Annotated in this window: 13 protein-coding genes and 1 tRNA gene; 13 read left to right on the plus strand and 1 reads right to left on the minus strand. The window is 59.7% G+C overall.

The genetic code is table 11. The annotated features are described in order from the left end of the window. Positions 1-323 precede the first annotated feature (323 nt). The 4 genes from rpoB to gltX all read left to right on the plus strand — a co-directional run bounded on the left by rpoB (position 324) and on the right by gltX (position 10,725). Positions 324-4,514 (plus strand): DNA-directed RNA polymerase subunit beta, encoded by a 4,191-nt coding sequence (gene rpoB, locus RM533_RS00480; protein WP_311339226.1) that lies wholly within the window; start codon positions 324-326, stop codon positions 4,512-4,514. Between the two features lie 70 nt (positions 4,515-4,584). Further along, positions 4,585-8,925 (plus strand): DNA-directed RNA polymerase subunit beta', encoded by a 4,341-nt coding sequence (rpoC, locus tag RM533_RS00485; RefSeq protein WP_311339227.1) that lies wholly within the window; start codon positions 4,585-4,587, stop codon positions 8,923-8,925. Between the two features lie 112 nt (positions 8,926-9,037). Next, positions 9,038-9,298: a hypothetical protein gene (locus tag RM533_RS00490; RefSeq protein WP_311339228.1), complete on the plus strand. Its 261-nt coding sequence runs from the start codon at positions 9,038-9,040 to the stop codon at positions 9,296-9,298. Positions 9,299-9,375: 77 nt separating this feature from the next. After that, positions 9,376-10,725, plus strand: coding sequence for a glutamate--tRNA ligase (gene gltX, locus RM533_RS00495; protein ID WP_311339229.1), 1,350 nt, complete (start codon positions 9,376-9,378; stop codon positions 10,723-10,725). A 17-nt stretch (positions 10,726-10,742) separates the two neighbouring features. On the opposite strand, the gene RM533_RS00500 is transcribed toward gltX, so the two are convergent. Continuing rightward, a complete protein-coding gene (locus RM533_RS00500; RefSeq protein ID WP_311339230.1) occupies positions 10,743-13,550 on the minus strand; it encodes a [protein-PII] uridylyltransferase in 2,808 nt (935 codons plus the stop codon). Between the two features lie 235 nt (positions 13,551-13,785). Here RM533_RS00500 and lgt point away from each other — a divergent pair, with 235 nt between their 5' ends. The 9 genes from lgt (at position 13,786) to RM533_RS00545 (ending at position 22,547) form a co-directional block, all read left to right on the plus strand. Further along, the gene (lgt, locus tag RM533_RS00505; protein WP_311339231.1) at positions 13,786-14,661 is read left to right on the plus strand and encodes a prolipoprotein diacylglyceryl transferase; all 876 of its coding nucleotides are present in this window, start codon (positions 13,786-13,788) and stop codon (positions 14,659-14,661) included. Beyond that, positions 14,658-15,761, plus strand: coding sequence for a class I SAM-dependent methyltransferase (locus tag RM533_RS00510; protein ID WP_432265009.1), 1,104 nt, complete (start codon positions 14,658-14,660; stop codon positions 15,759-15,761). The genes lgt and RM533_RS00510 overlap by 4 nt, the downstream gene beginning before the upstream one ends. Positions 15,762-15,940: 179 nt before the next feature. After that, positions 15,941-16,513, plus strand: coding sequence for a ubiquinol-cytochrome c reductase iron-sulfur subunit (gene petA / locus RM533_RS00515; RefSeq protein WP_311339232.1), 573 nt, complete (start codon positions 15,941-15,943; stop codon positions 16,511-16,513). A 12-nt stretch (positions 16,514-16,525) separates the two neighbouring features. After that, a complete protein-coding gene (locus RM533_RS00520; protein WP_311339233.1) occupies positions 16,526-17,884 on the plus strand; it encodes a cytochrome b in 1,359 nt (452 codons plus the stop codon). Between the two features lie 30 nt (positions 17,885-17,914). After that, positions 17,915-18,751, plus strand: coding sequence for a cytochrome c1 (locus tag RM533_RS00525; RefSeq protein ID WP_311339234.1), 837 nt, complete (start codon positions 17,915-17,917; stop codon positions 18,749-18,751). Between the two features lie 138 nt (positions 18,752-18,889). Further along, entirely contained in the window at positions 18,890-19,633 is a 744-nt protein-coding gene (gntA, locus tag RM533_RS00530) for a guanitoxin biosynthesis heme-dependent pre-guanitoxin N-hydroxylase GntA (RefSeq protein WP_311339680.1), read from the plus strand. Next, a complete protein-coding gene (locus RM533_RS00535; protein ID WP_311339235.1) occupies positions 19,630-20,241 on the plus strand; it encodes a DUF1989 domain-containing protein in 612 nt (203 codons plus the stop codon). Before gntA ends, RM533_RS00535 begins: the two co-directional genes overlap by 4 nt. A gap of 48 nt (positions 20,242-20,289) precedes the next feature. After that, positions 20,290-22,368: a TonB-dependent receptor gene (locus tag RM533_RS00540; RefSeq protein WP_311339236.1), complete on the plus strand. Its 2,079-nt coding sequence runs from the start codon at positions 20,290-20,292 to the stop codon at positions 22,366-22,368. Between the two features lie 105 nt (positions 22,369-22,473). Next, positions 22,474-22,547 (plus strand) — tRNA-Gly (locus RM533_RS00545). Positions 22,548-22,778: the final 231 nt, after the last annotated feature.

The raw sequence follows: 22,778 nt of genomic DNA on the forward strand, positions 1-22,778 counted from the left end.
GCAATCCGAGCGCGATCTGATGCAGTGCGGGCTTTGACATCGGGCGCGCTACGCTCTATATCGCACGCAGACCGCATGCTTCGAGCAACGCGGCCCTTGCGCGGGGGCCGGACAGGATGGAAGCGGCGGCATTCCAGATGAGCGCGGCAGATCTGGCGATGGCACCTTGTTTCAGGTGCGTTCGGTCCGTGACCGGTTCCATCGTTTGATCCTGATGCCGCAACTTCGATCTGGCGATCATTCACGTGCGGAAACATTTCTCCGGCTGCGACCACCATATCGCATGACCGGCTCCACTCGAAGCGACAAAGGCACGATCCTTCATGGCGACTCAGGCTGACCATCCGGCAACAGGCGCGCTGCGCCCGACCGCGAAAAAGCGCATCCGCAAGATTTTCGGCGACATCCATGAAGCAGTGGAAATGCCCAACCTCATCGAAGTGCAACGCGAAAGTTACGAGCAGTTCCTGCGGTCGGATCCTGCAATAGGCTATGTGTCGGGTCTGGAAAAGACGCTTCGCTCCGTCTTCCCGATCCGCGATTTTGCCGGCACGGCCGAGCTCGATTTCGTGCATTACGAGCTGGAGCCGCCCAAGTACGACGTGACCGAATGCCGCCAGCGCGGCATCACCTATGCAGCGCCGATGAAGGTGACATTGCGCCTGATCGTGTTCGAAGTGGACCCCGATACCGAAGCGCGCAGCGTGCTCGATATCAAGGAGCAGGACGTGTACATGGGAGACATGCCGCTCATGACGCATAACGGCACTTTTTTCATCAACGGCACCGAACGCGTCATCGTGTCGCAGATGCACCGTTCGCCGGGCGTCCTGTTCGACCACGACCGGGGCAAGACGCATTCTTCGGGCAAATATCTGTTTGCCGCGCGGGTTATCCCCTATCGCGGCTCATGGCTTGATTTCGAGTTTGATGCCAAGGACATCGTCAATGTCCGCATCGATCGCAAACGCAAGCTGCCGGTCACATCGCTGCTTTTTGCGCTCGGCATGGACAGCGAGGCGATTCTCCACCATTTTTATGCCACGTCTGTCTGGGAACGGGCTTTGGACAGCTCCGGTACAAGCGGCGGCTGGAAGATCGGCTATGTGCCTGAAGGCTGGCGTGGGCAGAAGCCTGCGTTCGATATCGTCGATGCGGCATCGGGAGAGGTGGTGTTTCCCGCCGGGCAGAAGATCAGTCCGCGTGCTGCCACCAAGGCGGTCAAGGATGGCCTTGAAAATCTGCTCATTCCGACAGAGGAAATCTTCGGGCGCTATGCCGCTCGCGATCTCATCGATGAGAGCACAGGCCGCATCTATATCGAGGCGGGCGACGAGGTGTCGCCCGAGAACCTCGAATTGCTTGATGCGGCCGGTATCCAACAGCTGGAACTGCTGGACATCGACCATGTGAACACAGGCGCCTGGATGCGCAATACGCTGCAGGTGGACAAGGCGGAAAACCGCGACATGGGGCTGGAGGCGATCTACAAGGTCATGCGCCCCGGCGAGCCACCAACCAAGGAAACCGCAGAAGCACTGTTTGAAGGTCTGTTCTTCGATCCTGAGCGTTACGATCTGTCGGCTGTTGGCCGGGTCAAGCTGAACATGCGGCTTGGTCTTGATGCCGAGGACACGATCACGACCTTGCGGATCGAGGATATTCTTGCCGTGGTCAAGGAGCTGGTCGATCTGAAGGATGGCAAGGGCGACGTTGACGATATCGACAACCTTGCCAACCGGCGGGTGCGCTCGGTGGGCGAGCTGCTGGAAAACCAGTACCGCGTGGGCCTGCTGCGCATGGAGCGGGCGGTGCGTGAGCGCATGTCGTCGGTCGATGTATCGACGGTGATGCCAAACGACCTCATCAACGCCAAACCCGCAGTTGCCGCGGTGCGCGAGTTTTTCGGCTCGTCGCAGCTGTCGCAGTTCATGGATCAGACCAACCCCCTGTCCGAAGTGACGCACAAGCGGCGCGTATCGGCATTGGGTCCTGGCGGTCTGACGCGGGAACGCGCCGGGTTCGAGGTGCGCGACGTGCACCCCACCCACTACGGTCGGATCTGCCCTATCGAAACGCCTGAAGGTCCGAACATCGGCCTGATCAATTCGCTGTCCACTTTTGCGCGGGTGAACAAATACGGTTTCATCGAGACGCCATATCGCAAGATCGTCGATGGCAAGGTGACCGGCGAGGTCGAATATCTTTCTGCCATGGAAGAACAGAAGAACACCGTTGCTCAGGCATCGGCGGAACTGAGCGCGGAAGGCACTTTCGTCGAAGATCTGGTTTCTGCCCGGCAGAATGGCGAATTCGTCATGAGCCCGTCGCAGCAGGTCACCTTGATGGACGTGTCGCCCAAGCAGCTTGTCTCTGTTGCCGCGTCGCTGATCCCGTTTCTGGAAAATGATGACGCCAACCGGGCGCTGATGGGCTCCAACATGCAGCGCCAGGCGGTGCCGCTGGTCAGGGCCGAGGCACCTTTTGTCGGCACCGGCATGGAAGAAACCGTGGCGCGCGATTCCGGCGCTGCCATCGCGGCCAAGCGCGGCGGTATTGTCGATCAGGTTGACGCCACCCGCATCGTGGTGCGCGCACAAGGTGACGTCGAGGCCGGTCAGTCTGGTGTCGACATCTACAGCCTGCAGAAGTTTCAGCGTTCGAACCAGGATACCTGCATTAACCAGCGTCCGCTGGTGAAGGTGGGCGAAGTGGTGCGGACTGGCGACATAATTGCAGACGGCCCGTCGACCGATCTTGGCGAGCTGGCGCTGGGCCGCAACAGCCTGGTCGCCTTCATGCCGTGGAATGGTTACAATTACGAGGATTCAATCCTCATCTCCGAACGCATCGTGAAGGATGACGTGTTCACCTCGATCCATATCGAGGAATTCGAGGTGATGGCGCGCGACACCAAGCTGGGGCCAGAGGACATCACCCGCGACATTCCAAATGTCGGCGAGGAAGCGCTGCGCAGTCTTGACGAAGCAGGCATCGTCTACATCGGCGCAGAGGTGCACCCGGGCGATATTTTGGTCGGCAAGATCACGCCCAAGGGCGAAAGCCCGATGACGCCGGAAGAAAAGCTGCTGCGTGCGATCTTTGGCGAGAAGGCAAGCGACGTGCGTGATACATCGCTGAAGCTGCCACCCGGCGTGTCGGGCACCGTGGTCGAGGTGCGCGTGTTCAATCGCCACGGTATCGAGATCGACGATCGCACCCGCGCCATTCAGAACGAGGAGATCGAACGGCTTGCCAAGGACCGCGAGGACGAGCGGGCTATTCTTAACCGGGCTACCTACAATCAGCTGCGCGACATGCTGCTTGGCCAGACCGCTTCGGCGGCGCCCAAGGGGGTGAAGAAGGGGCAGGAGATCAGCGAAGATCTGCTCGCCGAGGTGGAGCGGCACGACTGGTTCAAGTTCGCCGTCGCCGACGATGGGCGGCAGTCGCAGCTGGAAGCGATCAAGGCGCAATACGACGCTAGCGTGAAGGCAATCAACGCCAAGTTCGACGATCGCAAGGAAAAGCTGGAGCGAGGCGATGAGCTCGCTCCCGGCGTGCTGAAGATGGTCAAGGTGTTCGTCGCGGTGAAGCGCAAGCTGCAACCGGGCGACAAGATGGCGGGCCGTCACGGCAACAAGGGCGTGATCTCGCGCATTCTGCCGGTGGAGGACATGCCGTTCCTTGAAGACGGCACGGCGGTGGATATCGTGCTTAATCCGCTTGGCGTGCCAAGCCGGATGAACGTCGGACAGATCTTCGAGACGCACCTCGGCATGGCGGCACGTGGGCTTGGGCAGCAAGTAACAGCCGCGCTGGATGCCTGGCGCGAAGCCAACCCCGATCCCGAAGCGGCAGCGCCTCCGACAGCGGTGGTCGACAAGCTCAAGGACATCTACGGCGATCAGTATCATGAGGAAATCGACAGCCGATCAACTGATGAAATCGTCGAGCTTGCAGCCAATCTGAAGAACGGCGTGCCGATGGGCACTCCGGTTTTCGACGGCGCCCGCGAAGGCGACGTGACCGCAATGCTGGAAAAGGCAGGGCTGCCCGGATCGGGTCAGGTCACGCTTTTCGATGGCCGCAGTGGTGATGCTTTCGATCGACAGGTAACCGTCGGCTATATCTACATGCTCAAGCTGCATCACCTTGTCGATGACAAGATCCATGCGCGATCGATCGGCCCTTACAGCCTCGTCACGCAGCAACCGCTGGGCGGCAAGGCCCAGTTCGGCGGGCAGCGCTTCGGCGAAATGGAAGTCTGGGCGCTGCAGGCGTATGGTGCAGCTTATACCCTGCAGGAAATGCTGACGGTGAAGTCCGATGATGTCGTCGGCCGGACCAAGGTCTATGAGGCGATCGTCAAGGGTGACGACACCTTCGAGGCTGGCATTCCAGAGAGCTTCAATGTGCTGGTCAAGGAAATGCGGTCGCTGGGCCTCAACGTCGAACTCTCCTCACTGGAAGACGGTGACGACGAGGACGGTCTGTCGATCGCGGCGGAATGATGCATCGAGGTGGCGCAATTGTGCGCCACCCCGGTTGCCGCCTGATTTTCTCCCTTAAGGGAACTGAAGAATGAACGAACTGACAAAATTCGCCAATCCGGTCGCCAAGACCGAGACTTTCGATCAGATCCGCATCGGGCTTGCTTCGCCTGAACGCATCCGGTCCTGGTCGTTCGGCGAAATCAAGAAGCCCGAGACGATCAATTACCGCACGTTCAAGCCTGAACGCGATGGCCTGTTCTGCGCCCGTATCTTTGGTCCGGTGAAGGACTACGAATGCCTGTGCGGCAAGTACAAGCGCATGAAATACAAGGGCGTTGTCTGCGAAAAATGCGGCGTCGAGGTCACCGTCACAAAGGTTCGTCGCGAGCGCATGGGCCACATCGAGCTCGCCGCGCCGGTTGCGCATATCTGGTTCCTGAAATCACTGCCATCGCGCATCGGCCTGCTGCTGGACATGCAGCTGAAGCAGCTGGAACGCGTGCTGTATTTCGAAAGCTATATCGTTACCGAACCCGGCCTCACGCCGCTTGAAAAGTTCCAGTTGCTGACCGAGGATGAACTCCTCGACGCGCAGGATGAATATGGCGAGGATGCGTTCACCGCTGACATTGGCGCCGCCGCGGTCAAGACCATGCTCATGGAACTGGACCTGGTCCAGGAACGGCAGGACCTGCTGGATGAGCTGGCCGTCACCAAGTCCGAACTGAAGCCCAAGAAGATCATCAAGCGGCTGAAGGTCGTCGAAAGCTTCATTGATTCAGGCAATCGCCCCGAGTGGATGATCCTGGAAGTCGTGCCGGTCATCCCGCCTGAACTGCGTCCACTGGTGCCGCTGGATGGTGGCCGTTTTGCGACGTCGGACCTCAACGATCTTTATCGCCGGGTCATCAACCGCAACAACCGTTTGAAGCGGCTGATCGAGCTGCGCGCGCCCGACATCATCGTGCGTAATGAAAAGCGCATGTTGCAGGAAGCGGTCGACGCATTGTTCGACAATGGTCGTCGTGGCCGGGTCATCACCGGCGCCAACAAGCGGCCGCTGAAGTCGCTCAGCGACATGCTCAAGGGCAAGCAGGGCCGCTTTCGACAGAACCTGCTGGGCAAGCGCGTCGATTATTCCGGCCGTTCGGTTATCGTGACCGGCCCGGAACTGAAGCTGCACCAATGCGGTCTGCCCAAGAAGATGGCTTTGGAACTGTTCAAGCCGTTCATCTACGCCCGGCTCGACGCCAAGGGCCTGTCGATGACGTTGAAGCAGGCGAAGAAATGGGTGGAAAAAGAACGCAAGGAAGTCTGGGACATCCTTGACGAGGTCATCCGCGAACATCCCGTGCTGCTGAACCGGGCGCCCACGCTGCACCGGCTCGGCATCCAGGCGTTCGAGCCCGTGTTGATCGAAGGCAAGGCGATCCAGCTGCACCCGCTGGTCTGCTCCGCGTTCAACGCCGATTTCGATGGCGACCAGATGGCAGTTCACGTGCCGTTGAGCCTTGAAGCGCAGCTTGAAGCCCGCGTGCTGATGATGAGCACGAACAACATTCTGTCGCCGGCGAATGGCAAGCCGATCATCGTGCCGTCGCAGGACATGGTGCTGGGCCTCTATTACCTGTCCATGGATCGCGAAGGCGAGCCGGGCGAGGGACGGATGCTGTCCGATATGGCCGAGGTGCATCAGGCGTTGGAGGTCGGTTCGGTCACGCTCCACTCCAGGATCACCAGCCGGGTTCCGCAGACGGACGAGAAGGGCAAGACCTACATGAAGCGGGTGGAAACGACCGCCGGCCGCATGTTGATCGGTGAGTGCCTGCCCGCCAACCACAAGGTGCCGTTCGAAGTCATCAACCGCCTTCTTACCAAGAAGGAAATCGGCGATGTTATCGATCAGGTCTATCGCCACACCGGGCAGAAGGACACGGTGCTGTTTGCCGACGCCATCATGTCGCTCGGCTTCCGCCACGCGTTCAAGGCCGGTATCTCGTTCGGCAAGGACGACATGATCATCCCTGAAACCAAGGATGCGATGATCGACAGCACCAAGGCGCAGGTGGCTGAATACGAACAGCAATATCAGGATGGCCTGATCACCTGGCAGGAAAAATACAACAAGGCGATCGATGCCTGGTCCCAGTGCGGCGACAAGGTCGCGGGCGAGATGATGGACCGCATCAAGGCGACGCCAAAGGACGAGAACGGCCGCGAGGCGCAGATCAACTCGATCTACATGATGGCGCATTCCGGTGCGCGTGGTTCGCCGGCGCAGATGAAGCAGCTGGCCGGCATGCGTGGTTTGATGGCCAAGCCGTCGGGTGAGATCATCGAGACGCCGATCATCTCCAACTTCAAGGAAGGGTTGACCGTTCTTGAATATTTCAACTCCACGCATGGTGCCCGCAAGGGTCTTGCCGATACGGCGTTGAAGACGGCGAACTCGGGCTATCTTACCCGCAGGCTGGTCGATGTGTCGCAGGATTGTGTCATCGTGGAGGAAGATTGCGGCACGCAAAAGGCGCTGGAGATGCGTGCGATCGTGCAAGGCGGTTCGACCATCGCCTCGCTTGGCGAGCGTATCCTTGGCCGCACACTGGCAGACGATCTCGTCAATGCGAAGACCAACGAAGTCATCGTGAAGGCGGGAACCCTGCTTGACGAACCTATGGTGCAGGCGATCGAGGAAGCCGAAGTTCAGGTGGCCAAGATCCGCTCACCTCTGGTCTGCGAGGCGCAGCAGGGCGTATGCGGTACCTGCTATGGTCGTGATCTTGCACGCGGTACCCCGGTGAACATCGGTGAAGCGGTCGGTGTGATTGCCGCACAATCGATCGGCGAGCCGGGCACGCAGCTGACGATGCGGACGTTCCACATCGGCGGTGCGGCGCAGCTCAACGAAACCTCGCACCTCGAGGCGGTGTCGGCAGGCAAGGTGCACTATCGTGACATGCCGACTATCACTGACAAGCGCGGTCGCCGGTTGAGCCTCGCGCGCAGCGGCGAGATCATCGTGATCGATGCCGAGGGGCGCGAGCGCGAGATGCACAGGGTGCCTTATGGCACCGTGCTGATGCACGAGGATGGCGGCGAGGTGAAGCAGGGCGACCGGCTTGCCGAGTGGGATCCATTCTCCTTGCCGATCATCACGGAAAGTTCGGGTATCGTGCGGTATCAGGATCTTGCCGATGGCAAGACGATGGCCGAACAGATCGACGACGCCACGGGTATCGCCCAGCGGGTCGTGACCGAATACCGTGCCGCAGGTCGATCCAAGAAGGAGGATCTGCGCCCGCGTCTGACGCTACTCAACGAGGCAGGCGATGAAACAGAGGCTGCGCGCTACATGCTGGCGCCCGGCACGTCGCTGTCGGTCGAAGACGGGCAGGAAGTGTCGGCAGGTGACATCCTGGCGCGTGCCAGCCGGGAAGCGGCCAAGACGCGCGATATTACCGGGGGTCTGCCGCGAGTTGCCGAACTGTTCGAGGCGCGCAAGCCCAAGGACAATTCGATCATCGCCAAGATCGCCGGTCGGATCGAGTTCGTCCGCGACTACAAGGCCAAGCGCAAGATCGCGATCGTCCCGGAAGAGGGTGATCCGGTTGAATATCTCATCCCCAAGACGCGGGTGATCGACGTGCAGGAAGGCGATTTCGTCAAGAAGGGCGACAATCTCATTTCCGGTTCGCCCGATCCGCACGACATTCTGGAAGTGCTCGGCATCGAGCCATTGGCGGAATATCTCGTCAATGAAATTCAGGAAGTCTATCGTCTGCAGGGCGTGAAGATCAACGACAAGCACATCGAGGTGATCGTGCGCCAGATGCTGCAGAAGGTGGAAATCACTAATGGCGGCGACACCACGCTGCTACCCGGCGAGCAGCTCGATTATGAAGAGATGCTCGAATACAATGCGAAGCTGACCAAGAATCAGGCTCCTGCCGAAGGCAAGCCCGTTTTGCTTGGCATAACCAAGGCCTCGCTTCAGACCCGGTCGTTCATTTCGGCGGCATCGTTTCAGGAAACCACCCGCGTGCTGACGCAGGCGGCGGTCGAAGGAAAGCGCGATTCGCTGATCGGGTTGAAGGAGAACGTGATCGTCGGCCGCCTCATTCCGGCGGGCACGGGCGCGGGCATGAACCGCTTGCGGGTTGCGGCAAGCAGCCGCGATGCAGCGCTACGGGCGCAGCAACGCAAGCTGCAGGAGGCCCTGATTGCGGCCGAAACGGCAGCACAGGAACGCGAGGCTGAACTGGCGCAGGGTCCGGAAGCTGCCATCGGCGACGATCCGCTCGCTACGGTCGAGGGCGAAACGCATGGCACCGACGCCGATGCGGGCGATTATCTGAACCCGGAAGCGGCCGATCACGACGGCACAGTGCCTGAAGCAGATATCGAGGCGAAGAAGGAAGAAGAGCAATAAGTCTTCTCACCGCCTCGAACTAACGCAAAGACCCCTGCAGGTGCGATCCTGCAGGGGTTTTTCATATCAATCACAGCTTGCGATTGCCGGTGCCGATACAAAGATAGGTTGTATGGAAAAATACACGCAAGACGATATTCCGGGCGACCAGCCGGCGACGATGATCGACCTTGAAGGCCGCACACCCATCATCGGGGTAATTTACGAATGCGCGAAGCATTTCGCTCTTTATAAAGAACATGCGCGGCAGAACGCCCGCATCTTGCTGACCAAGCCCGTGCATCGTGATGGTCGCGCCACCCGCACATGGATTCTTGAACCTGAAGAGATCGCGCGACTGGCCGATCGACTGCTTGGGGACGAGACCGGCTGATCCTGCCGCAGTCCTATCGACTGCGCTGCTTGTCATCCCTCTCGTATGATCGTCAAAGAGCCGCTACCGCAGCATCCATGACCACAATCACCCGCTTCGCACCTTCGCCCACCGGCCGCCTGCATGTCGGGAATATACGCACCGCGTTGCACAATTTGCTGCTGGCGCGCCGCAGCGGTGGCACATTCCTGCTGCGGGTTGACGATACCGATGGTGAACGATCCGAGGAACGATTTGTCGACGCCATCCGGACCGACCTTGCCTGGCTGGGGCTGCAGCCCGACGGAGAGGTGCGCCAGTCACTCCGTCTTGACCTCTATGACGCAGCGTTTCAGCGGCTGGTCGAGGCAGGACGCGTCTACCGGGCGTATGAAACCGCACAGGAACTTGAGCTCAAACGCAAGGTGTTGCTGGGTCGCGGCCTGCCGCCAACTTACGACCGTTCTGCGCTTGCGCTGACACAACGGGACCACGCCGCCTTTGCGGAACAGGGCGTGGCGCCGCATTGGCGTTTTCATCTCGATCATGCCGAAGCGATCACTTGGGATGACGGCATCCGCGGGCCGCAGGCTTTCGACGCCGACAGTCTGTCCGATCCGGTGATCCGACGCGCCGACGGATCGTGGCTGTACATGTTGCCCAGCGTAGTCGACGATATCGAACTTGCTGTGACCGATGTGCTGCGGGGCGAGGATCACGTGACCAACACTGCTGTTCAGGTGCAGATGTTCACCGCGCTGGGCGCCGCACCACCGCGTTTCGCACATGAGGCGCTGCTTACCGGCAGCGAAGGCAAGCTGTCGAAAAGGCTCGGCTCGCTTGGCGTCGATGCGTTGCGTGAACAGGGGCTGGAACCTGCCGCGGTGCTATCAGTGCTTGCCCGGATCGGCACGTCGCAGCCCGTGGTGGCACAAACCGACATCGGTGCCATGGCAGCTTCGTTCGATCTTGCCAGCTTTGGCCGTGCGCCTGCTCGTTTCGATGAGACGGAACTGTTGCGAATGAACGCTCAGCTTGTTCACGCGATGCCATTTGGCGAGGTCCAGGAACGCCTGCCCGCAGAACTGGACGAAGAGGCCTGGCTGGCAATCCGCCCTAATCTGCGAACTGTTGCCGAAGCAGCCGATTGGTCGCTGGTCATTACCGGCCCTGTGACAGTGACAGCTTTTGCAGACGAACTGTCGGAGCAGGACCGGGCGTATCTGGACAAGGCTGCCGAAACGCTCGCCGGCCTTGTTTGGAGCAAGGATGTCTGGACGCGGCTTACAGACGAGATGAAGGCGCAGACGGACCGCAAGGGCAAGGGGCTATTCCTGCCGTTGCGCCTTGCGCTGACGGGTATGACGCACGGGCCGGACATGGGTGCACTGCTGCCGTTGATTGGCCAGAGCCAAGCAGTGGAGCGGCTGCGCGCGGCCTCCCGCTGATCAGGCGCCAGCGCGCTTCAATGCCCATCTGCGACTGTGGCTGGCGCTTGGGTTTGGGTTTCAGAGTTTTTCCATTCGGCTTCTCCTGCAGCGTCGAGCAGTTGCTGGCGCAATTTCTCAATTCTGTCGGGTAAAGTGATCTTGCCTCCCAGAAGGTCGGTCACATAGAAAGTATCGGCCGCACGTTCGCCGTAATGGGTAATGTGTGCCGAATTGATCAGCAGATTGGCTTGCGACATCACACTGGCCAGATGGTAAAGCAGGGCCGGACGGTCACGGGCATTCACCTCGATGACGGTGAAGCGGTTTGATGCATCATTGTCAAAAGTGATGCGGGGCTGCACATCAAAGGCGGCTGATCTGGCGTGCGACAAAGGACGTGCGGCAAGCTGCGGGGCCAGACGCAGCCGATCTGCCAGCGAATCGCTGATGGCCCGGGTCAGCCGGTCGATCTGGTCCTGTTCCGTCATCGGCCGGCCAAGCGGGTCCTGCACCAGGAAATTGTCCACCGCCAGCCCGTCGCGATTGGTGTAGATGCGTGCATCGATGATATCGCCGCCAGCAAGATGGATGCCGCCCGCTATGCGCGAAAACAAGCCCGGATGGTCAGGAGTCACCACCATTACCAATGTTCCACCACGATCGGGTGAATAGCGGCAAACCACAGAAAGTGGCGTTTGCCCGGTATCAGCGATCTGCCGCAGATTGTGTGCGATCACATCCTCGCTTTCGGCAATCCAGTACGCCGCGGTCATCGTAGCGCCGACCGTTCGGACCAATTCGCTGTCGCGATCCAGCAGCCTGCCCACCGCTGCCTTCCTTCCCTTGATCACCTGGTTGCGCCCCTTGGCCATGTAGCCAAGACGCAATTGCTCCTCCGCAGCAGTAAACAGGTCGCTGAGCAGCTGTCCTTTCCAGCTGTTCCAGACGCCGGGACCGACCGCGCCAATGTCCACCACGGTAAGGACAAGAAGTTGCCGCAAACGTTCCAGCGACTGCACTTCGGCGACAAAATCGCTTATCGTCTTGGGGTCGGACAAGTCACGTTTGAACGCGGTGGAGCTCATCAGGAGGTGGCGCCGCACCAGCCATGATGCCAGTTCCGTTTCCTCTTCATCAAGGCCGAGCCGCGGCCCGACCGTCGCGGCGATCTCCGCTCCCAGCACCGAGTGATCGCCGCCGCGTCCCTTGGCAATATCATGGAGTAAAACGGCCACGAACAGCACGCGGCGATGACGCAGCCGGGGCATGATCCTGGTCGAAAGCGGATGCACCTCGGCCAGATCGCCATGCTCGATGCTGGCAAGCCGGCCAATGGCCCGAATGGTATGCTCATCCACGGTGTAATGATGATACATGTCGAACTGCATCTGTGCCACGACACGGCCGAACTCGGGCATGATGCGGCCCAGCACCCCCGCTTCGTTCATCCGGCGCAAGGCAGCCTCGGGATTGTCACGGCTGGACAGAAGGTCGAGAAACAGGGCGTTGGCTCGCTGGTCCCGCCGCAGCTTGCCGGTGATCAGCCCGGCATCGCGACCGGCAATGCGCAGACTGTCGGGGTGGATATCCACTCCTTCACGATTGGCGACGGCGAATATCTCGATCAGCCTTACAGGGTCCTGCCTGAAGAAATCCTCGGATGGAACGGTAATGCGGCCATCGGCGATGACAAAACCGGAAACAATCCGCCTGCGCGTGGTGATGCGCGAAACCAGCCTTGCGGTCCGTGATCTTGTAAACTGTTCTTCAAGCTGCGCGAGGAATACCCCTGTCAGGCTGCCGACCCGTTTTGCCTGAAGGAAGTAATATTGCATGAATCGTTCGACGGCGCTTTTTCCCGGTCGATCGGCAAAGTTCATACGTGCGGCAATTTCCGGCTGCACATCGAACGTGAGACGGTCTTCTGCGCGGTCGGTCATGGTATGAAGATGGCAGCGCACCGCCCAGAAGAAATCTTCTGCGCGCCTGAACGAGCGATATTCGCTGCGGGTCAGCAGGCCGGCCTCGACCAGATCAGCGGAATGTCGCACCTTGTGAACGTATTTCCCGATCCAGTACAAGGTGTGAAGGTCGCGTAGTCCGCCCTTTCCCTCCTTGACGTTCGGCTCCACCACGTACCGGCTGTCGCCCATCCGACGGTGGCGCTGCTCGCGCTCTTCCAGCTTCTGTTCAACAAAAGCGCGCTCAGAGCCGCTGACCACTTCTTTCCAGAATCGCTTTTGGGCATGGTCGAACAGTTCCCTGCTGCCCCAGACGAAGCGCCCTTCAAGAAGAGCGGTGCGGATGGTAAGATCCTGTCTGGCAAGCGCGATCATCTCATCGAGTGACCGGCTGGAATGGCCAATCTTGAGACCAAGGTCCCACAGATAGTAAAGCATTGCCTCGACAAGCGGCGCGGCCTGTACGCTGCGCTGTTCCGCGGTGAGAAAAGCAAGATCGACATCGGACCGCGGCGCCATTTCCCCGCGCCCGTATCCACCCACTGCCATGATCGCCAACTGCTCGGGGCCTGCGTCTTTCGCCTCTGGATCAAGACGCATTGTCAGATGATCATAGATAATCCGGATCAACTGGTCCACGAGAAACGCTTGTGCAGCAGCGCTCTTGTGGCCGGCAGACGGCTCCGCTTCCAGCCGCCGCCCGATTTCCTGCCGCCCCTCTCGAAGTGCCTTGCGCAGCACCTCGACGCCAGCCTGCCTGTGCTCTGCCCCTGGGTCCTGCCCAGGTGCCGAACCGTCCTGCATCATTGCGCGATCAAGATCGGCTGCGACTCGGCGGCGATCAATGATGCCACGCTGATCGGGGATCTTGTCGTGTAGCAAGGCCGCTCCTTCTCATTGCGGCAAACGTCGCGCTGCCACCCTTGTAATATGGGGTTCAGCAGCACGATGAGCAACGTGGATCATTCGCGTGGCGCCGCCTCTGATGCTTGTGCCCGAGATCGACCGCTTGATTGTCAATTGGCGTTCCTCCCTATCATCGGCGTGCGGCCTGTGCCAGAAGCGCCGCGTGCTGCATCGGATCAAGTCCGATCGAGGGGAGAAGTCTTTGTCTTTGATGACTATCTTGGCCGTTGCTGGCGACACGGCGCCGCTTTATTGGGCGGATCTCGGCCTCAAACCAAGCATTGACCTCGGCTTTTTCCAGTTGCGATGGTATTCGCTTGCCTATCTTGCGGGCATTGTTCTTGGTTACTGGCATCTGACCCGGATGCTCAAGGCGCCCGGCGCCCCGATGGCGCAGCGTCATGCAGAAGATCTGTTCTTCTGGTGCACGCTTGGCATAATCCTTGGCGGCCGCATCGGTTATGCAACCTTTTACGAACCTGACCTGTGGACCAGCACCGATCTGTTCAAGCTTTGGGAAGGCGGGATGAGCTTCCATGGCGGCGTCATCGGTGTGCTGCTGGCGATCGCCTGGGTCAGCAGGCGTGGCGGCCTCGCGTTCCTGCGCGTGTGCGACTACATTTCTGTCAATGTGGCGTTCGGCATGATGTTCGGGCGGCTAGCCAATTTCGTCAACGGCGAACTGTGGGGGCGCACCGCCGAAGTGCCCTGGGCGATGGTATTCCCGCGTGCCGGGCCGCTGCCGCGCCATCCAAGCCAGCTTTACGAAGCAGGCCTGGAAGGATTGCTGATGATCATCGTCATGCTCTCGCTGTTCTGGCTGACGCGGGCGCGCTGGCGGCCCGGTCTGTTGGTGGGCACGTTCACCGCCGGCATTGCGCTGGCTCGCTTCCTGGTCGAGTTCTTCCGTCAGCCCGACCCACAGCTGACTGAATTTGCCATGCGGACCGGGTTGTCCATGGGGCAATGGCTGACGATCCCGTTGATCCTGGCGGGCGTGTTCCTGATCTGGCGCGCCTTGCAAAGGCCTGCGCTCGGCCAAGCATCGGCACGGGCATCGGCGCAGGAGCCGGCGCGGTCCGCGTGAGCGCAAGGGAGGGCACCCTCGCCGATTTGCTGCGTCGGCTGATCCGGACCTCCGGACCAATTTCCGTCGCTCAGTACATGGCGCACGCCAATGCGCATTACTATGCCACCCGCGATCCGCTGGGCAGGGCCGGTGACTTCATTACCGCACCCGAAATCAGCCAGCTGTTTGGTGAAATGCTTGGTGGGTGGGTTGCGGATCTGGTGCTTCGGACCGCAGGCGCAACTGCCATCCCGCGCTTTGCTTATGTGGAGCTGGGGCCGGGGCGCGGGACACTGGCCCGCGACGCGCTCCGCGTCATCCGCACTGCGCATCTTGCTCCCGAAGTCCATTTTATCGAGGGATCGCCGCAATTACGTAAATTGCAGACACAAGCCGTGCCGGACGCAATCTTCCACGACAGCACAGCCACGCTGCCTGACAATCTGCCACTGCTGATCATTGCCAATGAATTTTTCGATGCGCTTGCCGTCCGGCAACTGGTCCGCACACAGGACGGATGGCGCGAACGCATGGTCGCTCTGGAAGAAGAGCGGTTCATTCCTGTCGAGGGCGAGCAGCCGATGGACGCAGCATTGGCGTCAGTCCAGACCGACGCGCCGGTCGGCACCATTATCGAAACCGTGCCTGCCGCTGCTGCGATCATGCAGGATGTTGCCATGGCAATCGCGCGGCAAGGCGGCGCAATGCTGACCGTGGATTATGGCTACGTGCAGACGCGCATCGGTTCCACGCTTCAGGCAGTACGCAATCATCGCATGGTTGATCCCTTCTTCGATCCAGGCAACGCCGATCTTACCGCCCATGTCGATTTTGCCAGTCTTGCCAATGTCGCGCAGGATGCTGGCTGTGTGCTCTACGGAACGGTCCAACAGGGCGTGTTTCTCAACCGGCTCGGGATCAAGGAACGTGCACATGCCCTTGCGGCTGCGAACCCGGGGCAGGCCAAGAGCGTGTTTTCGGGGCTCGAACGGCTTGTCGATGCAAGGGATCGACAGGGCATGGGGCGCTTGTTCAAGGTGCTCGGTTTTGGTTCACCGCAATGGCCTCCAGGTGCGGGGTTCTCGCCAGAGGAAAATGCAGGCGGCACCTTTGCGTAAAAACCTTGTTGGAAAATCCTGTCCTCAAGTCTATGACGCGCCACAGCAAGGTTTGGAAAATTGGCGGTGCGCCGATCCGGCCGTGTTCTGTATGAGGTTCCATAGCGGATCCTCTGCACATTTCGTTTCATTCGGTTCGGCCAGTTTCGCCGGACGGTTAGCGCAAGGCACGGCGAGGCATGACAGACGCGATTGTTGAACATCCCGAAGCGGTCCAGGACGACACGCAAACGGGCGTGCGACGTCGTGATTTCATCGAGATTGCAGCCGTCAGCTTTGCCGGTATCGGTGGCATCGCGGTTCTGTTCCCGTTGATCAGTCAGATGGCGCCTTCCGCAGACGTTCTTGCCGAATCGACGACAGAGCTCGACATCTCCGCTATCCAGCCAGGCCAGTCGGTCAAGGCAGTGTTCCGCAAGCAGCCGGTCTTTGTCCGCAATCTGCTCCCGGCCGAGATTGCCGAAGCCGCGGCAGTGGATGTATCCTCGCTGCGTGATCCGCAGACGCTTGCCGAACGCACCAAGGAGGGCAAGGAAAACTGGCTTATCACCATGGGCGTTTGCACCCATCTGGGCTGCGTTCCGCTCGGCGCAGGCGAGGGTGAGAACAAAGGCGAGTTTGGCGGGTATTTCTGTCCCTGCCATGGCTCCCACTATGATACTGCGGCGCGTATCCGCAAAGGCCCTGCACCGACAAACCTGCTGGTGCCGGAATATGAATTCACCTCCGACACCACCGTTCAGATTGGCTGAAAGTAACAGATCATGAGCTTTCCGTGGGCACAGCAGTATCAACCCAAGAGTGGCTTTACACGCTGGATCGATGAAAAACTGCCGCTTCCAAGGCTGGTCTACAATGCTGTCGGTGCCGGATATCCGGTGCCACGCAACCTCAACTATTTCTGGAACTTTGGCGTTCTCGCCGGCTTCTGCCTGGTGCTTCAGATCATTACCGGTGTTGTCTTGGCGATGCACTATGCGCCCAACGCGCTGGTGGCGTTCGACTCGGTTGAACACATCATGCGGGACGTGAACTGGGGCTGGATGCTGCGCTACGCTCATGCCAATGGCGCATCGTTCTTCTTTGTCGTCATCTACATTCACATCTTTCGCGGGCTGTTCTTCAGTTCCTACAAAGCGCCGCGCGAAATGATCTGGCTGCTGGGTGTCGTGATCTTTCTTCTGATGATGGCAACGGCGTTCATGGGCTATGTGCTGCCCTGGGGGCAGATGTCGTTCTGGGGCGCCAAGGTAATTACCGGCCTGTTCAGCGCCATTCCGTTGGTGGGTGAACCGCTGCAGATCTGGTTGCTGGGTGGTTTTGCGCCTGACAATGCGGCGCTCAACCGGTTCTTCTCGCTGCACTTCATGATGCCGTTCATTATCGCAGGTGTGGTCATTCTCCACATCTGGGCGCTGCACATCCCTGGATCTTCGAACCCGACGGGTGTCGAAATCAAGGACGAAAGCGATACTATTCCTTTCCACCCGTATTATACGGCGAAGGACGGCTTCGGCCTGGCAGTATTCCTGGTGCTTTACACATCCTTTGTGTTCTTCCTGCCCAATTATCTTGGCCATCCTGACAATTACATCCCAGCCAACCCGCTCTCCACACCTGCGCATATTGTGCCCGAATGGTACTTCTGGCCATTTTACGCGATCTTGCGCGCCTTCACGCAGGATTTCCTGTTCCTGCCTGCCAAACTGATGGGTGTGATCGCGATGTTTGCGGCAATTCTGGTCTGGTTCTTCCTTCCCTGGCTGGACAAGTCACCAGTGCGTTCAGGTCTTTATCGCCCGCTGTTCCGCAAGTTCTTCTGGTTCGGTCTCATTCCGACCATGGGAGTGCTGTTCTACTGCGGTGGCGCGCCGGCTGAAGAGCCATACGTCATGCTCAGCCAGATTGCGGCGTTGTACTACTTCGCCCATTTCCTCATCGTCCTTCCGATCGTATCAATCATCGAGAAGCCCAAACCGCTCCCCCACTCAATCACTGACGCTGTCCTGAACCACAGGACGGGTGCCGATGATGCGGTTCCGCTGTCGACGACCGGTGAACGGCCGACCGATAGCCGCCCGGGTCCTGATGATGCGGGCCTCTACCGCCCAGCCGGCGCTTGAGCCGCAAGAGACAAAAGAAAGACGCGTTCAATGGCTCGCTTCATCGCAATCCTCGTCGGCCTGTTTTTCGGCGTGATCCTCCTCTGGTCGTTTGGTGTGGGGCTCTACACCTGGGCCACCGAGGAACATGAAACGACCGCGGAGCATGTGTTCTATGAACACCCGCGCGATGCCAAGCTGCCCAGCGCCGGGGTGTTCGGAACCTTTGACGTTCAGCAATTGCAACGTGGATACAAGGTCTACAAGGAAGTCTGCGCGGCCTGCCATGCGCTTCGGCATGTGGCGTTTCGCGATCTTGCGCAGCTTGGCTATTCCGAAGCGCAGGTCAAGGCCGAGGCCGCGACCTGGCAGGTGCCGGGTGTTGACCCGAACACGGGTGAGGCAGCTTCGCGTCCGGGCTTGGCAACCGATTACTTTCCATCCCCCTATCCCAACGACATTGCCGCGCGTGCGGCGAATAACAACGCGGTCCCGCCTGATCTTTCGCTGATTACCAAGGCTCGACATGACGGTTCCAATTATGTCTATTCGCTGATTACCGGATATCAGGATCAGCCTGCTGCTCTGCTGGCGCAATTCCCCGATGCGAAGACGCCCAACGGTTTGCATTACAACCCGTATTTCCCGAATCTGAACATTGCCATGGCCCCGCCACTCACGAGTGACGGACAGGTGACCTTCGATGATGGCAGCAGTTCCACGGTGGCCAGCATGTCACGCGACGTGGCTGCTTTCCTGACTTGGGCTGCCGAACCGACGCTTGCCAAACGCCATCAGGCTGGCTGGCCAGTGGTCCTGTTCCTCATCATCGCATCCATTCTTGCCTATCTGGCGTATCAGAACGTCTGGCGTAACCAGAAGCATTGATCAAAACGTCCCGGCAAAGCAGGCTCAGGCTGGGGTAATCGCCCTGCCTGAGCCGGAATGCTGGCGGGACCGGAACGGCGACATTTCTGGAACTTATCAGGCGCAGACGCGTACCTTTCCGGTATGAAAAAAGTGACAATGCAGCTCCGGGCCGGCGCAGATGACGACGCCGTGCTGGCGGACCAGTTTGAACAATTCGTCCGGGACCAGTCCTTTCCCTGTGTTGGCGCAAAGTCGGCATTGGCGCGTGGTAACCTCAAGATGATGGTAGCCAATTCGCTGCTTAGCGGGTGGGACGATCTTCGCATCCACGATGCCCTGCTGGAATGGGCGTGGGATTACACGAAGGATCTTGAGCAGGTGGAGGCGCCAGAATTCCGTTCATTGGCGGTCATTTTTCGCGATACAGATCCCATGTCGGAAGAGAGTTTCGAGGAAGCTTTGTGGCAGCGGATCCAGTCGCTAAGTGACAAGGATGCCTGGCGTGGGCAAGGGCATGACACGTCGGTGAGCGCCGATCCCGACGACCCGCATTTTTCACTAAGCTTTGGCGGCCAAGCATTTTTTGTGGTCGGGCTTCACCCCCACGCCAGTCGCCCTGCTCGCCGTTTCCATCACCCGGTGCTCGTCTTTAACCTGCACGACCAATTCGAGCTACTGCGTGAGCGAGGCAAATATGAGACGATGCGCGACACCATCCTGAAGCGCGATATCGCATTGGCAGGCGATGTGAACCCGATGCTTTCCCGGCATGGGGAAACCAGTGAGGCGCGGCAATATTCCGGGCGGATCGTCGACGAGGACTGGCGATGCCCCTTTCAGGACCCCAGATCATCGTCGAGGCAAAACGGCGATGCTTCGGCAGGCGCAGCTTCGAAATGACAGACGCAGGCAAGGCGGGTGAGCCGACACGCATTGCTCCGCGCAGCGGCGCCGCATTCAAGCTTCATGACGGGCAGCTTCTTACGGTTATCGATCCCGAAGGACAGCAGGTCTCCGATCTGCTTGCCTATAACGCTCATGACGTTCGAGAGGTTCTGTCTTCAGGTCGCACGCTTGACTATGCCGAGACCATTCGGCTGACCACGGGGCACAGCCTTTACTCCAATCGATCAAGAGTCATGTTCGAGATTGTGCATGACACGGTTGGGCTGCACGATTTCCTGCTGACGCCCTGTAGCGTAGCGACTTTCGAGCACTTCTATCCAGACAAACCGGTCCACCGCGGCTGCTTTGGCAATCTGGCAGAAGCACTCGCGCCCTATGGTATCAGCGAGGATGACATTCCCATCGCGTTCAATTGCTTCATGAACGTTTCAGTCGACGGCAACACCGGCGGCCTGCGCGTATTGCCGCCGGTCAGCAAGGCAGGAGACTGCCTGAAACTGCGCGCAAGGATGGATCTAATTGTGGGACTGACGGCCTGTTCGGCCTATGACAGCAATGGCGGGAGCTTCCGGCCAATCGACTATTGCATCAGCGACGGCTGATCTTCCGGGGATTGCGAGCAGACACAATCTGCTTCATCGGCAGCAGTCATGACAGTGATCTCTTTCAGCAACAGGCAACGTCGTGCGCTTTTCGGCGCCGCCGGGGTGGTCCTGAGCGGCGCAGCGCTGCCCGCTTGTTCACAGACGGCGGAGCCGCTGCGGACAGATGTCGTGCGCGAGGAGCCGACGCAGAACCGACCGATCGTGGTGACAGGAGAGGGGCTGGAGCCGACGCCGGGGGAGCCTGCCTACGGCGCCGTGGAGATTGATCGCGATGCTCTCCTGCGCGCGGCATCGGGACGGATCGAGGATGTCCTGCAAGGCGTAGCCGGTTTTCAGCAGTTCCGCCGTTCCGACAGCCGGGCTGCCAATCCGTCGGCCCAGGGCGCAGCTTTGCGCGGGCTGGGCGGCAATGCAAGCAGTCGCAGTCTGGTGCTTGTCGATGGCATACCGCAGGCCAATCCGTTCTTTGGCTACATACCTTATGCTGCTCTGCCGCCTGAAAGGCTGGCGCGGATCGTGGTGACAAGAGGCGGCGGTTCAGGCGCGTTCGGTGCTGGCGCAGTGGCCGGTACGATCGCGATGGAGAGTGCGGGCGCAGCGATGCTCGACCTGGTAAACGGCAGCGCTTTTGTGAACGAGCGTGGCGGAACCGAAGCCTCGATCAGCATGGCGCCCGAGCTGGGCAGTGGCTTTGCTGTGGTGTCGGGTCGCTGGGACCGCGGGCCTGGGTTTTTCACAACACCTGTGGCGCAACGCGTGCCAGCGAGCGCCAAGGCGGCATATGGCAGCTGGTCACTGGCCGTTCGCGGGGTCGCTCCTGTTAACGAAGCAGCCGAGTTGCAGGTCCGTGCCGCAGCTTTCGATGATCGACGTACGCTGCGCTTCGATGGGGCGGACAGCACTTCTTCCGGTCAGGATCTCAGCCTCAGGCTCACCGGCGGGTCCAATTGGCAGTTCGATGCCCTGGGGTATGTACAGCTGCGAGACTTTTCCAATGTCGTGATCAGCTCGACCCGCTTTGTGAAAGTCCTGGATCAGCGTGCGACGCCGGCGTTGGGGCTGGGCGGCAAGCTGGAACTGCGCCCTCCAACCGGTACGGCGCACACTTTGCGATTTGGAGCGGATCTGCGAATTGCGGACGGTGAACTGCGGGAGGAGGCTTACAGCGCGTTTACACAACAGCTGACTGCGATGCGCCGGGCTGGTGGCCGCAACACCGACGCCGGCTTTTATGTGCAGGACGATTGGCGGATAGGAGATGTCGTACTCACCGGCAGCGCGAGGCTGGACCACTTCGTAATCGCCGATGGGTTCTTTCGGGAACAGGACGGTTCCGGGATGACAACGATCGCTGATCGGTTTGCCAGCCGCAGCGGCTGGGAAGAATCGCTGCGAGGCGGTGTGCTTTACAATGTTTCCTCGCGCATCTCGTTGCGCGGAGCAGTATATTCCGGGTTGCGACTGCCGACCTTGAATGAACTTTATCGCCCTTACGTTGTGTTTCCCGTCGTCACGCAGGCGAACGCCGCTTTGGAAAACGAGCGCCTGTTCGGCTACGAGACCGGGCTGGATTACCGCACCGGCAGGGCAGCGATTTCGCTGACAGCCTTTGACAATCGCTTGAAGAACGCCATTTCGAACGTGACCATTGGCGACAACCTGCGCCGTCGCCGCAACATCGAAGCCATTTCATCACGCGGGGTGGAGTTGGACGGCAACGTACGATGGACACATGGCTTTGCCTCTTTGTCCGCTGCTTATCTGGACGCGCAGAATGAAGCGTCCGGCGACGCGGCCGATCTGAACGGTTTGCGTCCTGCGCAAGTGCCGAAGTTCGCGGTCAGCGCCACCGCCGGCATCACGCCTCATGCAGGCGTGGACCTGTCTGTGACTGTGCGGCACGAAGGGCGACGCTACGAAGACGATATCAACAGCAATGAACTGGCGGCCGCTACGACTCTCGACGCCTTCGCAAGCTTCGCCGTTACCGATCAGACCCGGCTGCTGATACGCGGTGAAAATTTGCTCGACGAAGAGATTATCACGCGCAATCAACAAGGTTCGATTGACCTTGGCACACCGCGCACGCTCTGGATTGGTGTTCGCACCACATTTGATCGGTAGTATGCACAGCCGGAGATGTGCCCCGAATGTTTTTACGCATAAAAACGAAGCAGCGATATTGACGTGACCCCTGCTATGATGGCAAGCGACATGACACGACCATGGGCGGGTATAGCTTAGTGGTAAAGCTCCAGCCTTCCAAGCTGGCTATGCGGGTTCGATTCCCGCTACCCGCTCCACTTTCCTGAGAAAGCCGCAGAAAACCGCTTGTGAACCTGGCGGTCCCGCGCGTGTGTAAATCACGAGCAAATCTTGGTGCAACAGTCCACCGTGAAACGATCAGCTCAAGAAGGTCCAGCACGTGTTTTCGTCACTCGGCCGCCTGTTGTAACTTTTTCGCAAAAAAACAGAGCAAGAGGCCCGGCGTCTCTCCGTTTGCAATCCAATCAGGGTTCCGCTCACACCAAGAC

This window comes from Croceicoccus esteveae (assembly GCF_031846435.1).
Lineage (GTDB): Bacteria > Pseudomonadota > Alphaproteobacteria > Sphingomonadales > Sphingomonadaceae > Croceicoccus > Croceicoccus esteveae.